The organism is Gallicola sp. Sow4_E12 (assembly GCF_052116305.1).
Classification (GTDB): domain Bacteria; phylum Bacillota; class Clostridia; order Tissierellales; family Peptoniphilaceae; genus JBQKLI01.
Map to the genome: position 1 here is coordinate 1 of NZ_JBQKLI010000003.1, position 26,270 is coordinate 26,270.

The following is a 26,270-nucleotide window of genomic DNA, read 5'->3' on the forward strand; positions in this document are numbered from 1 at the left end:
TGTATTTCAAAGCTAAATCTTCAACACTGCTTTTGCCTTTCAGATATTCTTTTACTACGGTTCGTTTGAGTTCGTAACTATATTTTGCCATGAAAAACCGACCTCCTTTGGTTAGATTCTAGGTCCAACTTTTGGGGGTCGGTTCAAAGAAACATATAGCGTGTTTCATTCAGAAATATAAAAGGTTATCAGCTTACCCCAACTAAAAATCCGATACACAAAACTAACCAAAACTCGTAAAAAAGGAAGGTGCCAAGACACCTTCCTTTTTTACGAGTTTTTCTTAATCGTCAGCGACTGGTTAGTAAAATAAATCGACATAATGAATGAAAATCCGTTCCTATACTAAGTAGCAAATAAATGCACTTATTATTTTCCTCCACAACACCACTCTCACACTCTATTTTTTACACTCTCTACTCTTGCACTCTTTTTTTGCTTTTTACACATTTTTAATTTCTTTGTATCAGTATTTTTTCGGTGCTTTTTCCGAAGAGGTGATATCCGGAGCCGGCTTCGGATAAAATATCGAGGCATTCATCTGGCTTTTTTACGATATCTCCTCCTAGTTTTTTTACTTTTGATCTAAAAAATACATCTGGGATCATGGAGGAAGTAGGGCCTGTTACGATAATATCTGCATCTTCTGGTGCTGCAGCTAAAAGACCGTCTAAGGTGTCGTTGATTAATGTGGTGCCTGTAATGATCAAATGGGTTGCTTTCGGGACGACTTCTTTGAAGCGGTCTGCCTCTACGAAGTGTTCCAATTCTTGTCTTTTTAATGTGGAAGGATCTTTTTCCAGGATATACAATTCACATTCTGCCTGCAGTGCTTTTCGGATGATAGGAACCAAGGCTCCGACTACGACTACAGTACTATCTTTGTGAAGTTCTACGGTATCAAAGGAATCTGTTTCGTTGTCGATTTCATAACCGCCCTTTTCAAATTCCATAGCGCTGAGCGCATTTAATGCGGCGATAGCGATGGTTTTTAGAAGAATATGAGTACTGTCTAATTGATCTAAGATCCATTCTATGCTTCGGCCTTCCATTTTGCCGGAGAAGGGCATTTCTTTGGCTGAGCTTGGGCAGCATACTGCAGCAGGTATTGCCTTTACCGGAGTAGCGCACATCCCGCCGTGACCGGTGGATAATTTAACGCCGGTGAAGAATATTCCCACGACAACACGTTCTACTGTGATCGAACTGATATCCATTCTTTTTAAAAGTTCCTCTTTTGTTTCTAATAAAATACTCATCTTATCTCTCCTTTTCTCTTAGTATAGTAAAAGGAATAGTTTTATAACGTAACAATAGATACTTTAGTATTTCTCTCAAATAAAAACTTCCCAATTCATTGGGAAGTTTTTGGATTATTTTAAATTTTGCTGAATATTTCTAAACAAAGAATCGGATACGGCATTTGTTCCGCCTAGAACATAAGCTTTCTTTAATCGCTGTTTTCCGATATAAGAACGCTGGCTGGAACTTAGCTGATTGCCGTTAACAAGAAGGATAGGACTGTTGACTGCCGTAGCAAGATCTGTTCCTGTTAGAATGTCTGCGAAGACATCGCCTCTAGCAAAGATTATATGATTTGTAGAACCATAGAAGAAGTTTGCTATAGCTAAGGAAGTTTCATATCGGTTGCTGCCGGAAACTCTTTGGACATGGACACTGGCTTGCTGAAGCTCTTTTTCGATGTTTTTGGAAACAACCGCATCTCCTCCGACGATAATAACTTTCTTTTTGTTTTGAAGAGATTTTTTTGTGCCGGAAGACAACTTCGTTCCGTTTGTCATATAAAGAGGAAGCTTTTCTTTAGCTGTTACAGGGCTGATACTTACAGCATCAGAAATCTGGTTTCCATTTACAAGTACAGCTGTAGTGCTGTTATACATACCTGCTACTTTTTCAGCTAAGAAAAATCTGTTTCTAGCATTGATTCTTTCTACAGAAGCGCCTTTAGAGCCCAGCTGTTTTAAAATATTATTGTTAAAGCTGTTTTCGTCTCCTACTACGTAGATTTTTTTAATCTTTCCTCTGGAGATCTCTTTTTGTACAGATGGGTTTATCTGGTTTGGTCGTGCAATATAGAGATGACCCCCTGTTTTTTCGGCTAAATTCATTCCGATCATCGCATCTGCATAGAGTGTTCCATTTGCAATAACAGCTGTTGAAGTGTTTGGTTTTGTGATTTGATTGATTTTATCCGCTGTGTCGTATCGGTTTGCTCCGAATATTCTTTCTAGTGAAACGGAAGGTTTTGCTGGAGCCGGCTTTGCTGGAGCAGGTGCAGGTTTAACAGGAGCAGGAGTTTTGCTGCCGCCTGGCTGCGCTTGAATCTGCTGCATCATTTGAACAACTTCGTTTCCGTAGTTTGGACTAGGCGCCCATTTTGCCCCTAGGTTTTCTACGAAAGGCGCTGTACCGGCAATAGATGCAAAATGTCTCGGGTCTGGTGTAGAAGCTTTTGGATATCCTTTTTGTCCTGCGTATAATGCCAAGTGGTCTACCTGAGCAGTAATTCCTTCTGTCCATGTGCTGAATTTTTTATGAGCTTGAATATCATAGTCGCCGCCGCCTTGGGTTATTTTTAAACCGCAGGGATTTTTATAGCTGGCGTTTACAACCCCTGTGTAGTGCATATAGGCGGTTTCTTTTGCAGACTGGGCATAGGTTACTGCCGGATCGACTCCTTTGGAAACTGAAACATCATAGAATGTTTGAGCCAAGTCGATAAAAAGTTTTGTAGCACCTTTGCTTCGCGCCCAGTTTTTCATCTGAGCTACTGTAACGGTGCTTCTATTAAGTATGGGAGTTCTGCCTGATGCAAAAGATGTTTGTATCGGCAAAATCGTCATGGCAAATAGTAAAATTACCGCCATGGATTTTTTTAAAAATGACATAGGTCTAATCCTCCTAAAGATTTAATTATTAATGTTCACGTCTAGATATTATAATATAGATAGAAAATAATTACAAAAAGGTTACAAGGCTAAGAGCAGTTTTTTTAAAAATATGACTAAAAGGAGATAAAAGACGGAAAGAAACGAAGGTTTCGGTAAGGCAAAGGGTTTCATAAAAGGAGCTGAAAAAGAAAGAGTGAAAGAGGGGAGAGGGGAGTTGAGGAGGAAAATAATAAGAACATTTATTTTCTTCATAGAACAAAAGGCAGGTCGTTTTAAAAGAAAGGTAACGATATATCAATGTTTTTTATAAATGAACATGTATTATGTTTTTACTGTAATTTCACTCGTCTCTTTTCTCATTTAGAAGAGGTTTGTAAAAATTTTGAGTATCCGTTTTCCTGATTACAGGAAAGCCGATACTCTTTTTATTCTCAAAAGAAACACGTTCTATGTTTCTTCCATAACTTCACTCTCCACATTTTCTTTCTCAGCTCTCCAAGCTCCACACTTTTTTACCTATAGTTTTTTAAGACGGTGAAAATACCGGTTAAGAGCAGATATAAAATAGGCTGGTGAAGAAGATAGACTTTTAGGCTGTTTTGACCTATGAAGGTTAAAATATCTTCCTTTTTCGGAATATTCGGAAGGGTTATTTTTTTCTTTTTATACATTTTTCCGAGATAATAGCCTGCTGTAAATAAGAAGATCCATGGGAACACAGGAAAATAATCTGTAGAGGAGAAATGTATATCTGGAAAACCCAAGACAAAAAGTCCGGGTATTTCATAAATTTCTTGAGGAAGATGAATTTTATCGAAAAATAAACTTCCTCTTTGTATCTCTTTTGTAGAAATAAATAAAAACAGAGAGAGAAAAAGGCCTGCAATAGGCTCAATCCTATTTAAATATTTCTCGAAGAGCCATGATATCAAAATGGCAAGCCCTAGAAAAGATAATATGCCGAATAGAATTTTCTGATCCGGCATAAATATCGTTGTGATTAGCGTAAGGAGAAATCCCCATAGAAAAATGGTGATCCCATCTTTTACCGGTTTTTTAGATAAATGGCGGGTAAATCCAGAAACGATTATAAAAGTCATCGCAATGGACTGCTGCCATAAATAACCGGGTTTTCCCTGATACCAGGTGATATTTTGATGAAATATATAGACAATATCGTATAGCCCATGATAAAGAATCATATTTACTAGGGCAAATCCTCTTAATGCATCAATAAATAATTTTCGTTTTTTCATAATTCACCTACATAAAGGGAGCAAAAAGCTGCATTACAGATATAAACATTCCTTTGAAGAAGGGGATATTGTCGATGTCTTCTTTTGTTGTTTCCCGGCTTACTTCCAGTGTGTTAATAAAATCGTCGTAAATATCCTTTACTGCAGGGCTTTCATACATCCAAACACCGCATTCAAAATGCAGATACATGCTTCTAAAATCCATATTAATTGTTCCCACAACGGCAAACTCATCATCGATAACCAGATTTTTGGCATGGATAAAACCCGGTGTATATTCATAAATTTGAACGCCTGCGTGAATCAGCCTCTTATAATAAGATCTAGTTACCATAAAAACAATTTTCTTATCTGGAATGTGAGGTGTGATAATGCGTACATCGATCCCGGCTTTTGCCGCATTGCAAAGTGCATTTTCAAGCTCTCGAGAAAGGATGAGATAAGGCGTTGTTATATACACATATTTTTTTGCGGCATTAATCGCGTTTAAATAGACTGTTTCGCAGACGGCTTCCGAATCTAATGGAGAGTCGTTAAAGGGTTGTACATAACCTTGATGCTGAACCGGTACTGAAAGAGCAGAAGGAAGAAATGACTCGAAAGGCTCGGTAGATTCTTCATAGTGGCTCCACAGAGAAAGGAACATGGTAGTCAGGCTGTATACGGCTTCTCCTGTTAGCCGAACTGCCGAATCTTTCCAAGTGCCGAAACGTTTTACTTTATTGATATATTCGTCAGCGAGGTTGATCCCCCCTGTAAAACCCACATATCCGTCGATCACAACAATTTTACGGTGATCTCTGTTGTTGTGTTTCGGCATTACAAAGAGCAGGATAGGGTTGAATACATGGACTTTTATGCCGTAAGAGGAGAGTTTTTTTTCGTAATTTCGGGGAAGCTTTGTCAAGCAGCCGAAATCATCATATATAATTCTTACGTCTACGCCCTTTTTTACCTTGTCCCGGAGGATTTCCAGAATAGTATCCCACATGTATCCTCTTTCGATAATAAAGAACTCTAGAAAAATAAAACGTTCCGCTTTTTTTAATTCTTCCACAAGATCTTTAAAATAATCTTCTCCGGTAGGGTAAAAGGTAGTAACAGAGTTTTCGTAAATCGGGCTGTGTCCGTATTCGGTTAAGTAGCGGCTTTGATGATAGGCCGTTGTAGAAGGATCCAAGGACTCTAGAATCTCTTCGTGGGAAGTCTGAGATTCCTTTAAACGGATGGAAACGGCATTCATGCTCTTTCGAACTTTGCGCATAATACGGTTTTCGCTAAAGAGAAAGAAGAAGATACATCCGTAGACCGGTATAAAAAATACAGGCAGAAGCCAGGATATTTTATATTCCGGAAGCAGGTCTTTATTAATAATAAAAATTGTAGTAATAATACTTAATACGTAATGTAAAGCGAAAACCCAAACAAACTGGTCGCTGAAATAGTTGACGATAGCGATAAATAGAATGATTTCCAGTATAAAGCCCAGGCCGATTAAAAAGGCCCTGCTGAATACAAAGGACAATATTTTTTTAAAAAATTTCATAATACACCTTTTTTTATTTATTTGCTGAATGTTTCAATGCACGCTGTGCCAATAAAAATCCTCCGATAATACCGGGTTTTTCTTCTGGATCCCAGCAGCAGATGTAGTCGTCTAGAGGAGGAATTTGTATATAATGATTAAAATACTTTTCGAAGTATTTTTTTGTGATGTTCAAAAGAGACGTTCTTTCCATAGTATTTCCTCCGAGAACAATCCGATCCGGCCGAAGAACCATAGTAACATCAACAAGAGCCTGGGCAATGTAATTGCCGACCATCTCAAAAATAGGATCATCGTCTGAAAGATCTTCGAAATTTTTTCCTGTCCGCTCTTGGATAGAAGCTCTGCTGACTCTTCCTTCAAGACAATTCTCATGATAGGGGCAGCGGGAAGAAAAGTCGTCTTCCAGAAGTCTTTCTACAAGAATATGCCCCATTTCCGGATGGCTGCTTCCGCGAAAGATTCTGCCTTGATAGATAAATCCTCCCCCCACACCTGTTCCGAATGTAAGATAAAGAAGACTCTTTATATCATCGGAGGAGTGCAGATAATATTCTCCAAGAGCAGAAGCGTTGGCGTTTGTGTTCCAGCCCATTGGGATATCAAAACGCTTCTTTAACTCTCCTAAGAAATTGTAATATTCCCAGCCGAACTTTGGAGTCGAAGTAATAAAACCGTATTTATCAGATTTTATATCGATATCTATGGGTCCGAAGGAACCTATGCCGATAGCATCCGGCGGATTTTCTTTAAAGAAAGCTGTGATCTTTTTCATTGTTTCCTGAGGGTTTGTTCTTAGAACTTCCGCTTCATCTACAATCATGTAGCTTTCATCGCCGAGTGCAAGATGAAAATGTGTCCCTGCAGATAATATTGAGCCCAACATAATACCACTCCTTTAATAAAAGACTTATATATTATGATAACATATTCTGAAAATGATACATTTACTTCTTTTTCTGCTAGGAGAGGAAAAGAAAAGGATTCCTGTTCTTTCTTATAATATCAATGTTTTAAAAATGTTAAGCAAATGTATTATTTTGTAGAAAAAAACGGAAATACATTGACAAATGATCCTATGAAAATTATAATTGTATTGTAATTGTATAAAAATATTTATATAAAAAATTATACCAAAAATTAAAAGAATAACAATATTTAAGGAGAATGAAATATGACATTTGATAAAGTAAAAGACATTATTGTAGAAAACTTAGGATGCGATGAATCAGAAGTAACAATGGAAGCAAACCTTATGGATGATTTAGGAGCAGATTCACTAGATGCTGTTGAGCTTTCTTTAGCGTTGGAAGATGAATTAGGAGTGAAAATTCCAGACGAAGACTTCGAAAAAATGACAACAGTAAAAGACATCGTTAACTATATCGATCAGCAATAATTTAATCAAATAGGAGAATACTATGAATTTTGATATCAAAGACATTATTCAAATTTTTTCGGATTCCAATCTAACGAAATTAAAATTAGAAGAGGATTCCTTTAAATTAGAACTTGTCAAGGAAGAAAATCATAATACTCTCATAACAGAGACAAAGGCTTCCCATAAAAAGGAAGCCTTTCCTGTTATAGAGAAAGAAGTTATAGAAGAAGCGGAAGAGGAGTTTACTCCTGTTCATTCGCCTTTAGTAGGAATTTTTTATCCAAAAAGCGATCCGGAAAGTGATCCCTTTGTACAAAATGGGGATACTGTCAAAGCCGGAGATACCCTGTGTATGGTAGAAGCAATGAAGATGTTCAACGAGATTAAGGCTCCTGTGGGCGGAACAGTTCGGAAAATTCTGGCTAAAGAAGGAGATCTTGTAGAATTTGATCAAGTACTATTCGAAATCGAGGAAGAGTAATGATTAATAAAGTTCTAATTGCCAACCGCGGTGAAATCGCAGTAAGAATCATTCGTTCCTGCCACGAAATGGGTATGGAAGTTGTTACTGTGTATTCTACAGAAGACAAAGATCAGCTCCATGTAAAATTATCTGATGAAGCGGTATGCATAGGAGGCCCTCAAAGTGCTTCCAGCTATTTGAATATGACAAATATTATCAATGCGGCCTATGCTACAAACTGCGATGCGATTCATCCCGGATACGGATTTTTGTCAGAAAACGAAGAGTTTGCAAACTTAGTGGAATCCTGCGGGTTAAAGTTTATCGGTCCATCTGGCGGGATTATCAGCCGAATGGGGGATAAAATCGAGGCTAGAAAGCTTATGGAAGAAAACGGAGTCCCTACTGTACCCGGATCTCCAGGAGTCGTTGAAGAGATTAAAACCGCAGAAGAAATCTGCGAAAAAATAGGCTATCCCGTTTTAATTAAAGCAGCTGGAGGCGGCGGCGGACGGGGCATGAGACGTGTTTATAAAAAAGAAGACCTGAAAAAAGAATTCGAAAATGCTCGAAACGAAGCAGTTTCTGCTTTTAATAACGGGGATATGTACATAGAAAAACTCATTATTAATCCAAAGCATATCGAAATTCAGATCTTGGCAGATTCCCATGGAAATGTGATCCATCTGGGGGAAAGGGACTGCTCTGTTCAAAGAAAAAATCAGAAAATGATCGAAGAAAGCCCCTCTGCTTTTGTGACAGAAGAAATGCGTCAAAAAATGGGGGAAGTTGCGATAAAAGCTGCAAAAGCCTGTAATTATGAAAATGCAGGAACGATAGAATTTGTAGTAGATAAGGATAGGAATTTTTATTTTATCGAGATGAATACCCGAGTTCAGGTAGAACATCCTGTAACAGAAATGGTTACAGGTGTAGATATTATTAAAGAACAGCTTCGAATCGCAGGTGGACTAAAATTACGATATAAACAGGAAGATATCAAAATGAACGGTTTTGCTATGGAATGCAGAGTCAATGCAGAAAATCCTCTGATGAATTTTATGCCTTCGACAGGAACTGTGGGTTTCTTCAATCCCCCAGGAGGTTTTAGAACAAGATTCGACAGCTATTTATATAACGGCTGCAAAATCAGTCCTTATTATGATTCTATGGTGGGGAAGATCATTGTCCAAGGAGATACGAGGCTTGAGACCATAAAAAAAATGAGAAGAGCGATTGAAGAGACGATTATAGACGGTATCAAAACAAATCTTGCTCTTCAGTATACAATCCTCCACGACTTCGATTTTATCCGAGGGGATTATGATACAGGATTTATGGAAGAAAAACTGGACGAGATGCTCGAAATGATGAAAAGGGTGTAATGAATGGATAATTTTAAAGCTAGAAGAATTCTTCTTTCAAATATTAAAAATTTACGTAAAAAACAGAGAAAAGATGTTCAATCGAAAGATCTAAATCCTTCGGTTTTTATACAATGTCCTCATTGCAATACTGTTGTCGTAAAAGAAAAAATGGAAGAAGAGATGTGGGTATGTCCAAAATGCGATGCCCATATCAAGTATTATGCAAGAAAAAGACTGAATTCTATTCTAGATCCGGGATTTGAAGAAATTCAAAGAGATCCCGTTGGCTTCGATCCTCTGCATTTTCCAAATTACCAGGAAAAGTTGGATCGCTATGAAAGAATTACGAATTTAAAAGAAGCTCTTGTAATAGCAGAGGGAGAAATCGATGGAAACCCCTGTGTGATGATTGTGTTAGAACCCAGATTTATGATGGGAAGCATGGGTTCTTATGTAGGAGATGAGATTGTAAGAGGATTTTCAATCGCAAAAGAGAAAAATCTACCTGTCGTAGCCTTTTGTGCAAGCGGCGGCGCTCGTATGCAGGAAGGGATCTTTTCTTTAATGCAGATGGCAAAAACTTCCAATGCAGTTCGAGAGTTTGGAGAGAGCGGAAATCTTTATGTATCGGTTTTGACAGATCCTACAACCGGGGGAGTCACAGCTAGTTTTGCCAGCTTAGGAGATATTATCTTAGCTGAACCTGGTGCACTGATCGGTTTTACAGGCCCTAGAGTCATCAAACAAACTATCAATCAAGAATTGCCGGATGGTTTTCAAAGGGCCGAGTTTTTACTGGATCATGGATTTGTAGATGAAATTGTTCATAGAAAAGAGATGAAAAAGTATCTGTCTCGAGTACTGGAACTTCATAGATAAGCAGGTGAAAAGATGAATGTACGTGATTTAGAATTAAAAATTAAAAGTTTAGATCCGAAAGCCCAAGGAGAAAAGCAAGAACTTTTGGAAGCTTTCAGACAAAATATAAAGCCGAAGGACCGAGTGGACCTAGCCCGTTTAAAACAGCGTCCTAAGGCAAAGGAAATCATAGAGGCGGTTATTGAAAATCCTCTCTTTTTTCATGGAGACCGATATTTCGGAGAAGATCCGAGTATTGTTGGCGGAATCGGCAGTTTTAACGGACGAGCCGTCACCTTTATAGGAACCCACAAAGGAGTAGGTTTAGAAGAAAGTGTAAAAAATAATTTTGGAATGCCGGGACCGGAAGGCTATCGAAAATCAGTTCGCTTAATGAAGCAGGCTGAGAAATTCGGACGTCCGATCTTTACCTTTATCGATACGCCGGGAGCATACCCTGGAATCGGAGCAGAGGAAAGAGGCCAAGGAAACGCCATAGCCAATGCGATTATGGAAATGAGCGGTTTAAAAGTACCTGTGATTTGTATTATTACAGGGGAAGGCTGCAGCGGAGGCGCCCTTGCTATCGGGGTTGGAAATCGGATTTTAATGATGGAAAATGCAGTGTATTCAGTATTGTCGCCAGAAGGGTTTGCTTCCATTTTATGGAAAGATGCTTCTAGAGCTCAAGAGGCTACAGAAGTGATGAAATTAACAGCGGAAGATTTGATGGAAAATGGGATTATCCACCGAGTTGTGCCGGAGAAGCTGGCACTAGACAAGGAAGAGTTTTTAAATTATTTAGATCCTTTAAAAGAAGCGATGGAAGAAGAGCTGGAAAGTCTTCTTGAACTGTCGCCTGAAGAATTAATCGAAGACCGTTCGGAACATTTTAATAAAATAGGGAGGTTTTAATGAGTCTTATTTTAAAGAAAACTTCATCGTATCTGCCTCCTAGAGTAGTTTCTAATAAATATTACGAAGAATATCTAGAAACATCCGATGAGTGGATAAGGGAAAGAACTGGTATTCAGGAAAGACGTTTTGCAGAGGGAGAAGATACTTCTTCTCTTGCTTTAAAGGCGGTTGAAAAACTCTCTTTAAGCGAAGAAGATCTTCAGGACATCAAGGGTATTTTCGTAGCAACCTGCACATCGGATTATAGTATGCCGACAATTGCGGCAATGATACAAAAGACAATTGGTGCAGAGGAATCCGTGTTCTCTATGGATTTTAATGTCGCCTGCAGCGGCTTTGTATCCGGTGTGATTCTTTTAGAAAAATATTTAGAATTGGGAGAAAAAGCAATTCTTGTAGGGGCAGAAGTGTTATCGAAAGTTCTCGATAAAGAGGACCGTTCCACGGTAGTTCTTTTTGGAGACGGAGCAGCGGCGGCTCTTCTTGAGAAAAAAGAAGGACCTTTGTTTTACGATATCGGCACAAGAGGCGATATCGATAAATTAAAATGCCGCAGTATTAATGTAAAAGATGAAAAGTGTTCTTTAGAGATGCAGGGAAAAGATGTTTTCCGTTTTGCAGTAGATATTCTGCCGAAATCTATTTATCGAACACTTGAAAAATTTGATGGAAAAGTAGAAGATATCGATCATTTTGTCTGCCATCAGGCAAATCAGCGCATTATCGATCATGTACGAAAAAAAATGAAAATTGATAAAGATAAACTCTTTATGAATTTGGAAAAATATGGAAACACATCTGCAGCGAGTATTCCTATAGCTTTAGATGAGATGAACAAATCAGGATATCTTAAGAAAGGCCAAAAAGTAATCGTTTCAGGTTTTGGAGCGGGATTAAGCTGGGCCACAGCATTAATCGAAATAGGATAGAGAAAGGACAACAATGATTTTAAATGAAATATTAGGAATAAAATACCCTGTAATTCAAGGGGGGATGGCGAATATTGCTACTGGAGAATTTGCAGCAGCGATCAGCAATGCTGGAGCCTTGGGCATTATCGGTTCAGGGGCCATGTCTCCAGAGATTGTAAGAAAAGAAATTGAAATCTGTAAAAGTCTGACTGACAAACCCTTTGGGCTTAATATTATGCTGATGAGCCCTCATTCAGATGAGATTGCTCAAATCGTAATCGATTATAAAATTCCTGTCGTTACAACGGGTGCAGGAAATCCTGGAAAGTATATCGAAGAATGGAAAAAAGCGGGAGTAAAAGTATTTCCTGTAGTTTCCAGCCAGTCTCTAGCCATAAAAATGGAAAGAGAAGGAGTGGACGGTATTATAGCGGAAGGGATGGAAGCAGGGGGACATATCGGCGAAATGACGACGATGACACTTGTGCCTCAAGTAAAATCTGCAGTTAAAATACCGGTGATTGCAGCAGGAGGAGTTGCCAGCGGAGCACAGCTTTTGGCAGCAGAAGTTTTGGGAGCCTGCGGGGTACAGCTGGGAACATTGTTGTTGGTATCCGACGAATGTCCGGCTCATGAGAATTTCAAAGATGTAATTATTAAAAGCGGAAGCAACAAGGTAACGGTAATCGGAAGAATCGGCGGTGTTGCCACAAGAGTTGTAAAAAATAAAATGACAAGGGATTATTTAGCGAAAGAAAAAGAAGGCTGGAATAAGGAACAATTAGAAAAGTTCACATTAGGAGCTCTTCGCCGTGCAGTAAAAGAAGGGGATGTGACAGAAGGTTCTATTATGGCAGGTCTTGATATCGGACAGGTAGAGAAAAAAGACTGTGTCTCAAATATTTTAAATAATCTGATGAAAGAATATGAAAGGGAGAAAGGGGATTTATGCAAGAATTAAAAATCGGAGATAAAGTCTTAGATTTTCCTTTAATTCAAGGAGGAATGGGTATTGGTGTTTCCCTGGGCAGACTTGCAGGTACCGTAGCAAGAGAAGGCTGCATGGGCGTTATTTCTATGGTGGGCATAGGATATCGAGAAGAAAATTATTATAAAGATGATTTGGCAGCAAACAAAGAAGCCTTTCGAAAAGAATTAGCAAAAGCAAGAGAGATTGCAAAGGGAAAAGGCATTATAGCAGTCAATATTATGGCAGCCCTGACAGACTATAAAGAAATGGCCGTGTTTGCTGCCAAAGAAAAAGTGGATGCCATTATTTCCGGAGCAGGCCTCCCCTTAGATCTTCCTAAACTTGTAGAGGGGACGGAAACGTTGATAGCTCCCATCGTATCCAACAAAAGAGCCTTAGAGCTTATTATACGAACATGGGAAAAAAGATATCACAGAGCACCTGATTTTATTGTAGTGGAAGGACCGGATGCAGGGGGGCATCTCGGCTTTAAAGAAGAGGAAGCGGAAGATCCTAAATTCAAGCTGAAAGAAATCTTAAGAGATATCATTCCTTTCCATAAAGAACTTCAGGCTAAACTGGGAAAAAGGATTCCTCTGTTTGGGGCGGGTTCTATTTTTGACGGATGCGAATTAAAAGAAATTGTCAATATGGGCTGCGATGGCGCACAAATAGGATCAAGATTTATAGCCACAGAAGAATGTGATGTTTCTCAAGAATTCAAAGACTTAATTGTAAAAAGCAGAGAAGAAGATGTAGAACTCTTTATGTCTCCTGTGGGGATGATTGCACGAGGGATTCGAAATGAGTTTATCGACCGGGTAAAAGGAGAGCGAGTTCCATCAAAACATTGTATTGATTGTTTGAAACCGTGCAATCCGGCGACTACAAAGTACTGTATCTCTGACGCTTTAACACGGTCTGCTCAAGGCGATGTGGAAAACGGCGTAGTGTTCTGCGGAAGCAATGTAGATAGAATCGACTCCATCCGTACTGTAAAAGAAGTAATCGATGAAATCAAGGAGGAATTTGAAGCATGCGAATAGGTTTCTTATATTCAGGCCAAGGAAGTCAGACCCCGGGCATGGGGAGAGATTTTTATGAAAAATTCGATTCTGTAAAAGCCTTCTACGACGAAATCGCCTTAGATTTTGATTTAAAAGAATATTCTTTCGAAAAACCGGAAGAAGTCATTGTTCAGACTAGATATACCCAGCCGATTATGAACGCTTTTCAAAGCGCTGTGACCGGGCTGTTCAAAGAAGAAGGCATTACTCCAGATGGAGTCTGCGGCTTGAGTATCGGAGAATATGGAGCCGTTGCGGCAGCTGGAATTATAGATCCGAAAGAATGCGTCAAGCTTGCAGAATTCAGAGGAAAAGTTATGGAAGAATCTGCAGCGGGTTTTAATACGGGAATGACTGCCATATTGGGATTAGATGAAAATACGATTCAGGCTGCCTGCGAAAAAGCCTCTGAGGGAGATAACAAGGCAGAGATTTCGAATATTAACTGTCCGGGACAAATCGTAATATCAGGAGAAGCAGGAGCTGTAGAAAGAGCTTCCGAGATTTTAAAGGAGAATGGTGCAAGAAAATGCATTCCTCTTAAGGTTAGCGGGCCCTTTCATACCTCGTATATGGAAGAAGCTTCTCGCAAATTAGAAGAAAAACTATCGGAAATAGAATTTCAAGAAGAATTAATTCCTGTATATTATAATGCCATCGGTGGAAAAAGGGAAAAGCAGGAAATAAAAGATCTTTTAGTGGAGCAAGTGAAATCACCGGTTCGTTTTCAAGAAGATTTGGAAGAAATGATATCTGACGGGATCGATGGATTTGTAGAAATCGGGTTTGGAGGAGTTTTAAAAGGGTTTTTAAAAAGAATTGACCGAAAGATTCCATGCTACGAAGTATATTCTGTAGAAAGTTTTGAAGAATGCTTAAGGAGTATAAAAGAATGAGCGAAAGAAAAAAGGCACTGATCACCGGAGGAAATACGGGTATCGGCAAAGTGATCGCAGAAACACTTGCTGAGGAGTATGATGTTGCCATCAATTATATCAGCCAAGAAGAAGAGGCTGAAGATTTAAAAAAGGAATTAGAAGAACAAGGTGCAGCTGTTTTGTTAATAAAGGCGGACGTATCGAACTTCGATGATTGTACAAAAATGTTCGATGAAATCAAAAGCACATGGGGCGGTCTGGATCTTTTAGTAAATAATGCAGGGATAACAAAAGATAATCTGATACTTCGAATGTCCCCGGAGGATTTTCAAGGGGTAATCGATGTGAATCTAACGGGAACATTCTACTGTATGAAGCTTGCTTCCCGCATGATGTCTAAGAAACGAAGCGGAAAAATAATTTCCATTACAAGTATTGTAGGACTCCACGGAAATATAGGGCAGACAAACTATGCCGCCAGCAAAGCAGGAGTCATCGGCATGACAAAAACTTTAGCAAAGGAATTAGCCGGAAGAAATGTGACGGTCAATGCAATCGCGCCAGGTTTTATCCGTACCGCTATGACAGACCAGCTAAAAGATGAGATCAAAGAAGGGCTTTTGTCCACGATTCCAATGAAAAAATTTGGAGAAGCTAAGGATGTAGCGAAGGTCTGTGCCTTTTTAGCTTCGGAAGATGCAGATTATATAACAGGACAAGTACTAAGTGTAGATGGAGGAATGAATATATGACAAAAAGGAGAGTTGTAATTACGGGAATGGGAGCGATCACTCCGATAGGTCATACATTAGAAGAAGTTTGGGATAGTGTAGAAAATTCCAAATGCGCCATTGACTTTATTGAAAGGATTAATGTTGATGATCTAGATGTTCGAATAGCAGCAGAAGTAAAGGGGTTTGATCCCCTTGATTATGTGGATAAGAAAGCGGCTAAAAGAATGGACCGTACAAATCAATTTGCCGTTGCTGCAGCGAAAAAAGCGATGGAAGACAGCGGACTGAACATTGAAGACCTTAATCCTGAACGAGTTGGGATTATGGTCTCATCCGGAATCGGCGGGATCGAAACGATTGAAACAGAACATTTAAAAGCATTAAAAAGAAGCTATAACAGAATGTCTCCCTTCTTTGTTCCTATGATTATCGGCAATCTGAATGCAGCACTTATTGCCATTGAAATCGGAGCTCACGGAGTTTGCCAAGATCCTGTTACTGCCTGTGCTGGCGGAAATAATGCCATAGGAGATGCGTTCCGTGCGATAAAAGACGGATATCAGGATGTGGTTTTGTGCGGAGGATCTGAAGCGAATATTACCCATCTTGGAATGGGCGGATTTATTTCCATGAAAGCATTAAACACGTCAAACAATCCGAAAAGAGCCAGCATTCCTTTCGACAAAGAACGAGAAGGCTTTGTTATGGGAGAAGGATCTGCCCTTCTAGTTCTTGAAGAATTAGAGCAGGCGAAAGCAAGGGGAGCGAAGATCTACGGGGAAGTCGTAGGATACGGCCATACAAATGATGCCAACCATATTACAGCACCAAATCCGGAAGGAAAATGGGCAGCCAGAGCTATGGAGATGGCCATGGAAGAAGCAGGCATCAATCCTTCTGATATCGACTATATTAACGCTCATGGAACCTCGACACCCTTAAATGATAAGTCTGAAACGATTGCCGTTAAGAGAGCTTTCGGTGACGAAGCCTATAATGTAAAAATGAGCTCTACAAAGGCCATGACAGGTCATCTCTTAGGTGCCAGCGGAGCGATAGAAGCTGTCATTACGACCCTTGCGATAAACAAAGGCTTTGTTCCTCCTACCATCAATTACCAAGTACCAGATGAAGAATGCGATCTTGATATTGTTCCCAACAAAGGCTTAAAGCAGGATATTCATTATGCGATGAGCAACGCCTTGGGATTCGGCGGCCATAATATTTCAATTATTTTCAAGGAGTGGAAAGAATGATTTTAGACTCAAACGAAATTCAAAAAATTATCCCTCATCGTTATCCTTTTCAGCTAGTGGATAAAATTATCGATGGAGAAGAAGGGAAATCGGCTGTGGGGATTAAATGTGTCACAGTAAACGAGCCCTTCTTTCAAGGTCATTTTCCAGATTATCATGTAATGCCGGGAGTTTTAATCTTAGAAGCCTTGGCTCAAGTTGGGGCAGTTGCTCTGTTGAGTATGGAGGATTTTAAAGGAAAGATCGCCCTTTTTGCAGGGGTTAAAAATGCGAAGTTCAGAAAACAAGTGAAACCAGGAGATGTGTTGGAGCTTCATTGCGAGCTTGTGCAGATGAAGATGGGAATCGGCATAGCTGAAGCTGTGGCAAAAGTAGATGGACAGGTTGCTTGTAAAGCCCAATTAACTTTTGCAGTACAATAGAAATGAGGAGAGAATATGCTAGAGCAAGAATTCATCGAACTCTATGATAAATTTAAATTGAATTTCTATCGAAATATCTTTGCGGGATTTACAGGAAGAGAAGCCAGTCTAACGGCAACAGAAACCTTCTGTGTAGAGGTAATCCATGCCTTAAAGAGACCTACGGTTAATAAACTGGCAGAGTTTCTTGATATCTCCCAACCCAATGCTGCTTATAAAGTAGCAAGTCTTGTAAAAAAGGGCTATGTGGTAAAAGAACAGTCCAAGGAGGATAAGAGAGTATTCTACTTGGATGTAACGGAAAAATTTGAGAAATACTATAAATTTAAGAATGAATATATTTATACTGTAATTAACAGAGCTAAGGAAGAGTTTACAGAGGATGAAGTTTATCAGCTGGAAAATATGCTTCATCGTATGAGTACAGAAATGATGCCGGAAGTTTCAGGGTTTTTCAATGAAGATTAGAAGTGAAAAAGAATCCCTAAGATTGGTTTCCAATCTTAGGGATTCTTTTTATTATCTTTCTTTTGATTTTTCTATGGTATAACCTACTTGGCGGATTGCTCTTTCAATTTCCTTTAGACTTAGCTTTTCTTCATCGTAGGAAACCTTAGCCTTACTGGCATTAAAGAGAACTTTAATACTGTCTTGGTCGACACCGTCAAGGGATTTTAAGGCTCCCTCGATTTTTTGAGTACAGGAGGGACAAGTTAACGTTTCTAATTGTAATGTTGCAGTTTTCATATTATTTCTCCTTTATGTTTATTTTTTTAGGTGATAGCCTAATAATCTCATACCATTTAAAATAACAACTAAAATACTACCTTCGTGAGCCAGCATTCCGATAGACATATTCATCCAATCACTAAACAATAGACTTGTTAAAAGGATAAAAACAACAGCAATGGCAATCACAATATTTTGGAACATATTATTCGCAGTTGCCTTGACAAGGCCTAGGGCATGAGGAAGTCGGTTAAAGTTGGAGTTCATTAATACCACATCTGATGTTTCGATGGCTACATCTGTCCCGCTGCCCATGGCGATTCCTACATCTGCGAGGGCAAGGGATGGGCTATCATTGACTCCATCTCCAACAAAGGCTACAATCTCTCCCTTTTCCTTAAGTTCTTTAATATAGGCGGATTTATCCTCAGGAAGCATATTTCCGTAAGCCTTTGTCAACTGAAGTTCCTTGTTGATAATATCGACAGTACCCTGATTATCACCAGAAAGCATAATCAGATTTTTTACCCCTAAAGCACGAAGTTTTTGAAGATCTTCCTTTACCCCTGGGCGGATAAGATCTTTAATGCCCATAAGGACCTTAAGCTCTCCATCGACTGAAGTAAGAACGAGAGAGTTTCCTTCTTTTTCTAAACGCTCTGCATCCGCCTTTGCCTTATCATCTAGTATAACATTTTCTTGAACCATAAGGGATACGTTCCCTACAGCGATCCGTTTTCCAGAAACGCTGGCGACGATACCGCCTCCCTTAACAACCTCTGTGTTTTCAACTTCTAAATAATTTTTGATCCCAAGCTCTTTAAGAACCGCCTTTGCTAAAGGATGATCGGATTCATGCTCAATACTTGCTAAATACTTAAGGGTATCATTGTCTTTCTCCCCATAGTAAATAGTTTCAGAAACGGCAGGAGTTCCCTGAGTTAAGGTTCCAGTTTTATCGAAAACGATACTGTCGACTCTGCTAAAATCATGGATGACCTCGCTTCCTTTTAAAAGAATGCCGTTCTTTGCTCCGTTGCCAATACCGGCAACATTGGACACCGGTACACCGATAACGAGAGCTCCCGGACACCCTAATACAAGAATAGTGATCGCCAGTTCTGCATCTCTCGTAATCAACCACACGATAAAAGCAATAACAAGAACAGCCGGTGTATAATATTTTGCGAAACGATCAATAAAGCGCTCTGCTTCGCTTTTACTATCTTGTGCCTCTTCGACAAGTTCGATAATCTTACCAAAGGTAGTATCTTCTCCTACCTTATTCGCTAGGATTTGTATTGTGCCATTTTCGAGAATGGTTCCAGCAAAAACCTGAGAATCTGTTTTTTTGCCTACCGGTACAGATTCTCCAGTAATACTTGCCTCGTTGATATGTCCTTCCCCAGAAAGTACGGTACCATCGACCGGAACTTTTGCCCCAGTTTTGACAAGCAGAATATCACCCTCGTCTACATCATCAACATCAACTTCTTCAAAGCTTCCATCGGCCATCTGCTTTAATGCACTTTCTGGAGCCATCTCTGTCAATTCTTTGATGGCAGATCGTGTATGATTTAATGTCCGCTGCTCTAAATATGCACCGAATAAAAACAGAAAGGTCACAATTGCCGATTCCTCAAAGTTTTGAATAATAAAGGCTCCGATAACGGCGATAGTTACTAAAAGATCGATACTGATGACCTTTACTCTAATCGCTTGAAAGGCCTGTATGGCTATCGGCAAAACACCGATTATGGAAGCGGCAACTAAACCACCTATGGCCATTCTTTCATTATGTAAGACCCAGTGATTAAAAAAGGCGAATACAATGAGCAGTCCACTTATAATGGTTATTTGTTTTTTACTTCTTAAAATAAATCCTTGCATAATTTCTCCCCCTTGATTCCTTTTTATCATGAAACAAATGCTAGGAATGTTTTGTTCCTATCTTCATTATAGCAGAGGGGAGAGGAAGCAAAATTGATTTGCGTCAACATTATCAATTAGGGGTACAGATTAGTGTGTTTATTTAAAAGAAAAGGGAATATATAATATAAGTATAAAGAATAAAATAGTACTTTTCAAAGATGGAAAGGAGATACAAATGAAGACTTTAACAGAAAAAAAGAGTACTTAATTATACAACATTCTTGGTTGTTGCATTAGCAGTAATAATTGCAAACACTGTACTTTTAGAAACAGGTATCGGTATTGATCTTCTCATTCGAATCCTTTTGGTTGCAGCATTTTATTTTGCCAATCGGAAGCTTATAGATGTGTTTTTTAAAGGATAGAGGGGATTTGCCTAAGACATAAACGTATAAAAGAATAAAATGGGATTTTCCTGATTGTCTTATTTTTGATTATCAGGTCTTTTTTGAAAAAGGGCTTCTAGGGTCCTAGAGGCTTTTCATTGTTAATATGGAGAGAACGCTGCGGGATATTTTAAGAAGTAGAGAGGTTAGAAGAACTAAAAATCCAAGGGATGTCCCTTGGATTTTTTTATTTTATAACAACACGATGATATACTTTTTTACCTTTTTTAATCACAAGTTCGCCTTCTTTAAAGTCTTCTTTTGTAATCACTTTAGAAGGGTCTGCTACGACTTCTCCATCTAAACGAATACCATTTTGCTGAATAAGGCGTCTTGCTTCACCGTTGGATTTTGTAAGGCCAAGCTCTGTTAAGAGAGCTAATAGTCCCATTCCTTCGTCAAACGCAGAAGCATCCATTTCCGTAGAAGGCATATTTTCATCGGTTGCTCCGCTGGCGAAAAGATTTTTAGAAGTTTCTAAAGCTTGTTTTGCTTTTTCTTCTCCATGGACAAGCTTTGTAATCTCATAAGCTAAAACTTCTTTTCCTTCATTGATTTTTTCGTCTTTTAAGGCTCCTAAGCGTTTACATTCCTCTGTTGGAAGGAAGGTCAGCATAAGCAGGAATTTTTCTACATCTCGGTCGTCTACATTACGCATATACTGGAATAATTCGTAGGGAGATGTTTTTTCTTCGTCAAGCCACACAGCACCCTTTTGAGATTTTCCCATTTTTACACCGTCTGCTGTAGTTAACAGTTTGAAGGTCATGGCATATACCTTGTCGTTTTCGATTTTACGAACAAGATCGTAGCCCCCTAAGATATTAGACCATTGGTCTGATCCTCCCATTTGCAGCTTGCAGCCGTATTTTCGATACAATTTTAAAAAATCATAGGACTGCATTAAAATATAACTGAATTCAAAGAAGGTTAAACCTTGATCCATTCTATTTTTATAAGCATCTAATGAAAGCATTTGGTTGACAGAAAAGTGAACACCGATTTCTCTCATAAAGTCAAGAAAGTTTAAATCTAAAAGCCAGTTTGCATTGTTGTCGATAATCGCGCCGCCATCTACTCCGAAGTCTATGAAACGAGCGAACTGCTGCGCAAAACGATCGGCATTGTTGTCGATGATTTCTTTTGTCATCAGAAGTCTCATATCATTTCTGCCAGAAGGGTCCCCGATCATTGTCGTACCGCCTCCTAAAAGAGCAATTGGAATATGACCATGGCGCTGCATTCTCATCATAACCATAATTTGAATAAAATGGCCGATCGTTAAACTATCCGCAGTGGCATCGAATCCGATATAGAAGGGGATTTTTTCTTTTCCTAATAATTCCTTTAATTCGTCTTCGTAAGTAGCCTGTTCAAAATATCCTCGTTCAACCAGTTCATCAAAGACATTTTCATGTTCGATTTTATAATTAATCACTGTATTACCTCCGTACATTTTTTAGAATCGAAAAATTATTATTTCAGTATATCCTTTTTTAGATGTAGAAATCTTATTTGACAAGTGTGGAGTGGGAAAGAAAATGTTTGGCATTTTTCCATGGCAAAAAAGGATACCATCACGACACCTTGTCATATTGAATCTTTATTTTCCTTAGTTCTGTAAAATGATTCTACAGTACAATCTTTTCTAAACTTTATTTTAACACTATAGAATCAAAATTTACAGTTCTATTCATTTTAGATAAAAATCATAAAACAAAAGAAGAAAAAGCAAGGCCTTTTCTTCTTTAATTTCACATTTCACACGGTATTTCTACAGACTGTCGCCGAAATCTTCTCTGAATTTCTTCACTAATTGATCTGGCCAGTCGGATGTTGCTTCCAGCCTTCCGAAGAAGAAACGCAATGTGCTTGGTTCTTCTACAAAACGAAGTCCTCCGATTAGTTTTCTGTTTTCATACAACCAGCATACACGGTCGATAGCGTATTTTAATTGAGATAATGTGTAGACACGGCGTGGAACAGCAAGTCTAAGAAGTTCCATATTGCTTAATACTTCATTTCCTTCTTCATCTCGGTCTTCAGACATAGTTCCTCTTTCCATTCCACGTATGCCGCCTGCAATATACAAGGCAGCGGCTAAGGAACCGGAACGGTATTGTTCACGAGGAAGGTGATCTAAAAACTGCATTGCATCAATGTGAACTCCAAGTCCTCCTGCTGGGGTAACGACAGGAATCCCTCTTTTTACGAATTCATCTACCATATATTGAATAAAGACAGGTCCTTGTTCTACGAATTGTTCGTCCATCGTTTCTTGAAGACCAACAGCGATTGCCTCCATTTCTCTTACAGACATACCGCCGTAGGTTAAGAATCCTTCGTATAAGGTGACAAGCTCTCTCATTTCATTAAACATCTTACGGCTGTTTGTAAGAATACCGCCGCCTTTTGCAAAGCCTAGTTTACGAGCTGAGAAGTAGATAATATCGCAAAGACTTGAAATTTCTGCTGTAATTTCTCGAATAGATGCATTTTTGTATTTTTTCTCTCTCGTTTTGATGAAGTGAAGATTATCTTGTAAAAGGGAAGCGTCTAGAACTAGCTTGATTCCCTTTTTTTGACAAATATCAGCTACATCGTGAAGGTTTTGTAAAGAAAATGGCTGACCTCCGATTAGGTTTGTACCGGCTTCCATACGAACGAAAGCGATCTTATCAGCACCCTTTTCCTCGATAAAATCATTTAATTTTTCGATATCCATATTTCCTTTAAAAGGAAGATCGCTAGTAACTTCAATTCCTCTTTCGTCTATCAATTCCACAACTTTAGAACCATTCAGTTCGATATGGGCTTTTGTTGTAGTGAAATGATAGTTCATCGGCGTGAATTGTCCAGGTTTGCAGTATGTACTTGCAATAATATTTTCACAGGCACGGCCTTGGTGGGCTGGCAGATAAAGATCTTTATGGAATACGTCTACTAAAGAAGCTTTTAAACGGTTAAAAGTCTCGCTTCCTGCATAAGCGTCATCGGCAATAAACATAGCTGCCTGCTGTTTATCGCTCATAGCGTTTACACCGCTGTCTGTAAGCATATCTAAAAAGACATCTCTGTTTTGAAGAAGGAATGTATTATAACCTGCTTCTTCCATGTTTTTTCTTCTCTCTTCTACAGGGGGAAGGTTTAATTTCTGGACAATACGAACCTTGTGCATCTCTAAAGGTAAAAATTCATCTGTTGTTAATCGAATAGTCATTGTTCTCCTCCTAAAAATAAAAAAAGTCCTTTCATATAGAAAGGACGAATTGACGTGTTACCACCTTTGTTCATGATATTTTCGCAAATACCATCTTCATAAGTTAAAAACTTTACGCTATAACAGGCGCACCTGTAAGGCCTACTTTTATTTCAGCTCATAACATCCAAGTCGTATTCATAAACGTTAAGCTTATTCCGTTTCACCACCCCGGAACTCTCTAAAAGCCGCTGCATTTACTACTATTCTTGTCATTTGTTTCATATGTATTTCTTATGATACTCTATCAGTTTTAACCTGTCAAGTATATTGAAAGGAAATAAATAAAATATCGTTAGACTTTAACTTGAAAAAGCGGAAGGTGTAATAGAAAGGGCTTTATAGTAAAATAAAGATGCAAAGAAGTAAAAAAATACATATAACCCTAAGTTTAAAGGAAAAGGGTTTAATCCTGTTAAGAGAAAAGGATCTTTCACACTGTTTATTTAAGGAGGAATATATATGAATGTATTAATGAATATTTATAATTTCCATGAAGATTATGCATGGCCGGTACTTGGTCCGATTATAAAAAAGACCTATAAAGTTTTAATGATTCCTTTTTCTCATCATGAGGAATGGGTAGGTTCGCCTCGGGAATGGGAAGAAGAGTTTGGCAAAGAAGGAAGGATGTACGACGAGCTCATTGCGCCCTTTTTGTCTTATGGAATAAAAGAAAAAAATATTATCTGGCTACGAGAATTTGAAGACAACAGAATCACAGCCAGAGAAAAAATTGCTTCGGCAGATATTATTTATATGCCTGGAGGCTACCCTGAAAAGATTATGAGAAGGGCAGAAGCTTTCGGTATTGTGGAGGTTTTGAGAGATTTTAAAGGAATCTTTATGGGAAGTTCTGCAGGGGCCATGGTGCAGATGAAAGAATATCATATGACTCCTGACGACGATTATAACGAGTTCGGACTTTATCTAGGACTTGGAAGAATAGAGGATTTTGAAATGGAGGTCCATTTCCGAAACACCTACGGACAACGACGCTCTATGAGAAGATACTTTGAAGAAAGAAAAAAGAAAATCTACGCAGTAGGGGATAACGGTGGACTGCTTCAAAAAGAAGATGGAACGGTTATTCCATTCGGAGATGTTTCTCTCTATGAAAATCGAGAAGAGCTGGAAAATATACCTGTTGTAGAGGGGGAAAGTTTTTATTTCAGAGATCTTACGGAGGATGACAAAAAGATATTAGAGGAAGAAGACGAGCAGGTTCCTGAGTGGATAAAGATGATTCCAAAAGAGGATCACCGCTGTTATACCCTTGTAAAAAAAGAATCGGGAGAAGTCTGCGGACATATCACAACTGTTCCAGAGAACTATGGAACTTTAAAAATCATTATTCGATTCTATTCCAATAGTGACGAAAGAATTATAACAGCAGGGAATGCCTTTTTCAGCAGTGTTTTCGAAAACACCGGTTATCATCGCATCGAGTGCAGAATGTATAATGATTATTCCATAGAAAAAGAGTTTTTAGAAAAAACAGGATTTGATTTAGAAGGAGTCTTGGAAGATAAGATCGCTTGGGAAGGAGAATATATAACAGAATATATCTGCAGTTTAAAGAAATAAAAAAGCGAGTAGGGAGCAGGGAATAGGAAGTAAGGAAAAGGGAATAGGCAATAGGAAATAGGAAATAGGGATGGAAGAAACAAAGAACGTGTTTCTTCTGTTTTATTTTAATAAAAGAAAAGGAAAGTGGAGTTTTTCCACTTTCCTTCATTAACTCCACTCTCCACTCTTACACACTCCACACTTCTTCTTTTCTAGTATCCGACTTTCGCTAAGAAGAAGTCTCTAGGATAAATACCTAGTTTATCGACATACTCGATAATTTCATCTCTGTTTACGTTTTTGAAGACAAAGAAAGCGATGTCGTTTTTCTCTTTAAATTCGATAGGCTGGAACTTGTCTGAAATTTTGCGGAAGGTATTTGTATTATTGCTGATTCTTAAATAATACTGTCCTTTAGCACTTTCATTTAAATTTTTATATTCTTTTTTGTCGTGATTAAGATTTACAGTGGCGTGGTTTAATAGAATATCGATAACATCTCGTGCCACAGCGTCTCCTGTTGGGAGTTTGCCGGCTCCATAGCCGTAGAATTTCAAAGGACCGATATTATGGCCTACAAATGAAATGGAGTTGAATGCCATATCCACAGTCGCGAAATAATCGGACTGATGTACAATAGTAGGCTCAACGCTTGCGACATAGCCTTCTTCAGTTAATTTAGACATTCCAAGAAGCTTAAGAGTAGAATCCATATGTTCGATATAATCCACATCTTCTTTTATGATGGTAGAAATACCGTATGTTTCGATTTCTTCTTCATCGATAGATGTATGATAAGCGATGGAGCTTAGGATTCTAAGTTTTCTCATACTGTCGAGTCCTTCTACATCTGCAGTAGGATCTGCTTCTGCATAGCCTAATCTTTGTGCATCTTTTAAGATTTCTCCATAAGAAATCTTTTCTTGGAACATTCTGCTTAAGATATAGTTGCATGTTCCGTTTAAAATTCCTTGGATGGATTCAATATCGTTGATAAGAATTTCTTCTTTTAGGGGCTTTATAATCGGGATACCGCCGCCTACAGAAGCTTCATATAATAGACTGCGTCCTTCTTTTGCAGCGATTTCGTGAAGGGAGTCGTAGTATTTCGAGATTACAGATTTATTGGCAGTGACTACATCTTTTCCTTTTTCCAGCGAAGATTTTATATAATCATATCCTTGTTCCAATGCGCCTGTAAGCTCTACTACAATATCAATTTCTTCGTCCTCTAAGATTTCCGTAAAATCATTGGTGATCTTAACCGTGGGAGCAAGATTTCTTTCTTTCTCCAAATTACTTACAAGGACAGCAGAAATTTCGAAGGTATCTTGAATAACTTCTTCGATCTTTTCTTTTCTTTCCATCAGGATTTCATATAATCCCTGACCTACAGTACCCATTCCAAGAATAGCTATTTTCTTCAACTTAAGTCACCTCTAATAATATTTCTATA

24 protein-coding genes and 1 other annotated feature are annotated in these 26,270 nt (G+C 38.6%); of the genes, 14 read left to right on the plus strand and 10 right to left on the minus strand.

Features of this window, described 5'->3' with window-relative positions; all coding sequences use genetic code 11:
- Nucleotides 1–452: 452 nt before the first annotated feature.
- The 5 genes from ACTQ46_RS02205 to ACTQ46_RS02225 all read right to left on the minus strand — a co-directional run bounded on the left by ACTQ46_RS02205 (nucleotide 453) and on the right by ACTQ46_RS02225 (nucleotide 6,600).
- Complete coding sequence (locus tag ACTQ46_RS02205) at nucleotides 453–1,259, minus strand: Rossmann-like domain-containing protein (protein WP_441747215.1); 807 nt, start codon at nucleotides 1,257–1,259, stop codon at nucleotides 453–455.
- 114 nt (nucleotides 1,260–1,373) lie between these two features.
- Nucleotides 1,374–2,909, minus strand: coding sequence for a cell wall-binding repeat-containing protein (locus tag ACTQ46_RS02210; protein ID WP_441747217.1), 1,536 nt, complete (start codon nucleotides 2,907–2,909; stop codon nucleotides 1,374–1,376).
- A 515-nt stretch (nucleotides 2,910–3,424) separates the two neighbouring features.
- The gene (locus ACTQ46_RS02215) at nucleotides 3,425–4,168 is read right to left on the minus strand and encodes a heparan-alpha-glucosaminide N-acetyltransferase (protein WP_441747219.1); all 744 of its coding nucleotides are present in this window, start codon (nucleotides 4,166–4,168) and stop codon (nucleotides 3,425–3,427) included.
- 7 nt (nucleotides 4,169–4,175) lie between these two features.
- Complete coding sequence (cls, locus tag ACTQ46_RS02220) at nucleotides 4,176–5,714, minus strand: cardiolipin synthase (RefSeq protein ID WP_441747221.1); 1,539 nt, start codon at nucleotides 5,712–5,714, stop codon at nucleotides 4,176–4,178.
- Nucleotides 5,715–5,727: 13 nt separating this feature from the next.
- Nucleotides 5,728–6,600, minus strand: a complete 873-nt coding sequence (locus tag ACTQ46_RS02225) for an ROK family protein (RefSeq protein WP_441747223.1) — start codon at nucleotides 6,598–6,600, stop codon at nucleotides 5,728–5,730.
- 288 nt (nucleotides 6,601–6,888) lie between these two features.
- On the opposite strand from ACTQ46_RS02225, the gene acpP reads away from it, so the two are divergent.
- The 13 genes from acpP to ACTQ46_RS02290 are packed head-to-tail and all read left to right on the plus strand — an operon-like array spanning nucleotide 6,889 to nucleotide 17,407.
- Nucleotides 6,889–7,113, plus strand: a complete 225-nt coding sequence (gene acpP / locus ACTQ46_RS02230; RefSeq protein WP_441747224.1) for an acyl carrier protein — start codon at nucleotides 6,889–6,891, stop codon at nucleotides 7,111–7,113.
- 22 nt (nucleotides 7,114–7,135) lie between these two features.
- The gene (locus ACTQ46_RS02235) at nucleotides 7,136–7,576 is read left to right on the plus strand and encodes an acetyl-CoA carboxylase biotin carboxyl carrier protein (protein ID WP_441747226.1); all 441 of its coding nucleotides are present in this window, start codon (nucleotides 7,136–7,138) and stop codon (nucleotides 7,574–7,576) included.
- Complete coding sequence (accC, locus tag ACTQ46_RS02240; RefSeq protein ID WP_441747228.1) at nucleotides 7,576–8,943, plus strand: acetyl-CoA carboxylase biotin carboxylase subunit; 1,368 nt, start codon at nucleotides 7,576–7,578, stop codon at nucleotides 8,941–8,943. The genes ACTQ46_RS02235 and accC overlap by 1 nt, the downstream gene beginning before the upstream one ends.
- A gap of 3 nt (nucleotides 8,944–8,946) precedes the next feature.
- On the plus strand, nucleotides 8,947–9,804 hold the full coding sequence (gene accD, locus ACTQ46_RS02245; protein ID WP_441747230.1) for an acetyl-CoA carboxylase, carboxyltransferase subunit beta: 858 nt from the start codon (nucleotides 8,947–8,949) through the stop codon (nucleotides 9,802–9,804).
- Nucleotides 9,805–9,816: 12 nt separating this feature from the next.
- A complete protein-coding gene (locus ACTQ46_RS02250) occupies nucleotides 9,817–10,698 on the plus strand; it encodes an acetyl-CoA carboxylase carboxyltransferase subunit alpha (RefSeq protein ID WP_441747232.1) in 882 nt (293 codons plus the stop codon).
- The gene (locus ACTQ46_RS02255) at nucleotides 10,698–11,630 is read left to right on the plus strand and encodes a beta-ketoacyl-ACP synthase III (RefSeq protein ID WP_441747234.1); all 933 of its coding nucleotides are present in this window, start codon (nucleotides 10,698–10,700) and stop codon (nucleotides 11,628–11,630) included. Before ACTQ46_RS02250 ends, ACTQ46_RS02255 begins: the two co-directional genes overlap by 1 nt.
- 13 nt (nucleotides 11,631–11,643) lie before the next feature.
- Nucleotides 11,644–12,573, plus strand: a complete 930-nt coding sequence (locus tag ACTQ46_RS02260; protein ID WP_441747236.1) for a nitronate monooxygenase — start codon at nucleotides 11,644–11,646, stop codon at nucleotides 12,571–12,573.
- Nucleotides 12,561–13,628, plus strand: coding sequence for an NAD(P)H-dependent flavin oxidoreductase (locus tag ACTQ46_RS02265; protein WP_441747238.1), 1,068 nt, complete (start codon nucleotides 12,561–12,563; stop codon nucleotides 13,626–13,628). Before ACTQ46_RS02260 ends, ACTQ46_RS02265 begins: the two co-directional genes overlap by 13 nt.
- Nucleotides 13,619–14,545, plus strand: a complete 927-nt coding sequence (gene fabD / locus ACTQ46_RS02270; protein ID WP_441747239.1) for an ACP S-malonyltransferase — start codon at nucleotides 13,619–13,621, stop codon at nucleotides 14,543–14,545. The genes ACTQ46_RS02265 and fabD overlap by 10 nt, the downstream gene beginning before the upstream one ends.
- A complete protein-coding gene (gene fabG, locus ACTQ46_RS02275; protein WP_441747241.1) occupies nucleotides 14,542–15,279 on the plus strand; it encodes a 3-oxoacyl-[acyl-carrier-protein] reductase in 738 nt (245 codons plus the stop codon). The genes fabD and fabG overlap by 4 nt, the downstream gene beginning before the upstream one ends.
- Nucleotides 15,276–16,517 carry a beta-ketoacyl-ACP synthase II gene (gene fabF, locus ACTQ46_RS02280; RefSeq protein WP_441747243.1) on the plus strand — a complete coding sequence of 414 codons (1,242 nt, stop codon included), beginning with the start codon at nucleotides 15,276–15,278 and terminating at the stop codon, nucleotides 16,515–16,517. Before fabG ends, fabF begins: the two co-directional genes overlap by 4 nt.
- On the plus strand, nucleotides 16,514–16,939 hold the full coding sequence (gene fabZ, locus ACTQ46_RS02285; RefSeq protein ID WP_441747245.1) for a 3-hydroxyacyl-ACP dehydratase FabZ: 426 nt from the start codon (nucleotides 16,514–16,516) through the stop codon (nucleotides 16,937–16,939). The genes fabF and fabZ overlap by 4 nt, the downstream gene beginning before the upstream one ends.
- A 15-nt stretch (nucleotides 16,940–16,954) precedes the next feature.
- Entirely contained in the window at nucleotides 16,955–17,407 is a 453-nt protein-coding gene (locus ACTQ46_RS02290; protein WP_441747247.1) for a MarR family winged helix-turn-helix transcriptional regulator, read from the plus strand.
- Between the two features lie 51 nt (nucleotides 17,408–17,458).
- On the opposite strand, the gene ACTQ46_RS02295 is transcribed toward ACTQ46_RS02290, so the two are convergent.
- From ACTQ46_RS02295 to ACTQ46_RS02310, 4 genes are all read right to left on the minus strand, one after another.
- Nucleotides 17,459–17,686, minus strand: coding sequence for a heavy-metal-associated domain-containing protein (locus tag ACTQ46_RS02295; RefSeq protein WP_441747249.1), 228 nt, complete (start codon nucleotides 17,684–17,686; stop codon nucleotides 17,459–17,461).
- An 18-nt stretch (nucleotides 17,687–17,704) separates the two neighbouring features.
- Entirely contained in the window at nucleotides 17,705–19,558 is a 1,854-nt protein-coding gene (locus ACTQ46_RS02300) for a heavy metal translocating P-type ATPase (RefSeq protein ID WP_441747251.1), read from the minus strand.
- Nucleotides 19,559–20,173: 615 nt separating this feature from the next.
- A complete protein-coding gene (tyrS, locus tag ACTQ46_RS02305) occupies nucleotides 20,174–21,424 on the minus strand; it encodes a tyrosine--tRNA ligase (RefSeq protein WP_441747253.1) in 1,251 nt (416 codons plus the stop codon).
- A 336-nt stretch (nucleotides 21,425–21,760) separates the two neighbouring features.
- Nucleotides 21,761–23,206, minus strand: coding sequence for a tryptophanase (locus ACTQ46_RS02310; protein WP_441747255.1), 1,446 nt, complete (start codon nucleotides 23,204–23,206; stop codon nucleotides 21,761–21,763).
- Nucleotides 23,207–23,243: 37 nt separating this feature from the next.
- Nucleotides 23,244–23,470: a binding site (T-box leader), on the minus strand.
- 237 nt (nucleotides 23,471–23,707) lie between these two features.
- Here ACTQ46_RS02310 and ACTQ46_RS02315 point away from each other — a divergent pair.
- Nucleotides 23,708–24,832: a Type 1 glutamine amidotransferase-like domain-containing protein gene (locus ACTQ46_RS02315; protein WP_441747257.1), complete on the plus strand. Its 1,125-nt coding sequence runs from the start codon at nucleotides 23,708–23,710 to the stop codon at nucleotides 24,830–24,832.
- 194 nt (nucleotides 24,833–25,026) lie between these two features.
- On the opposite strand, the gene ACTQ46_RS02320 is transcribed toward ACTQ46_RS02315, so the two are convergent.
- Nucleotides 25,027–26,241, minus strand: coding sequence for a homoserine dehydrogenase (locus ACTQ46_RS02320; protein ID WP_441747259.1), 1,215 nt, complete (start codon nucleotides 26,239–26,241; stop codon nucleotides 25,027–25,029).
- Nucleotides 26,242–26,270 lie beyond the last annotated feature (29 nt).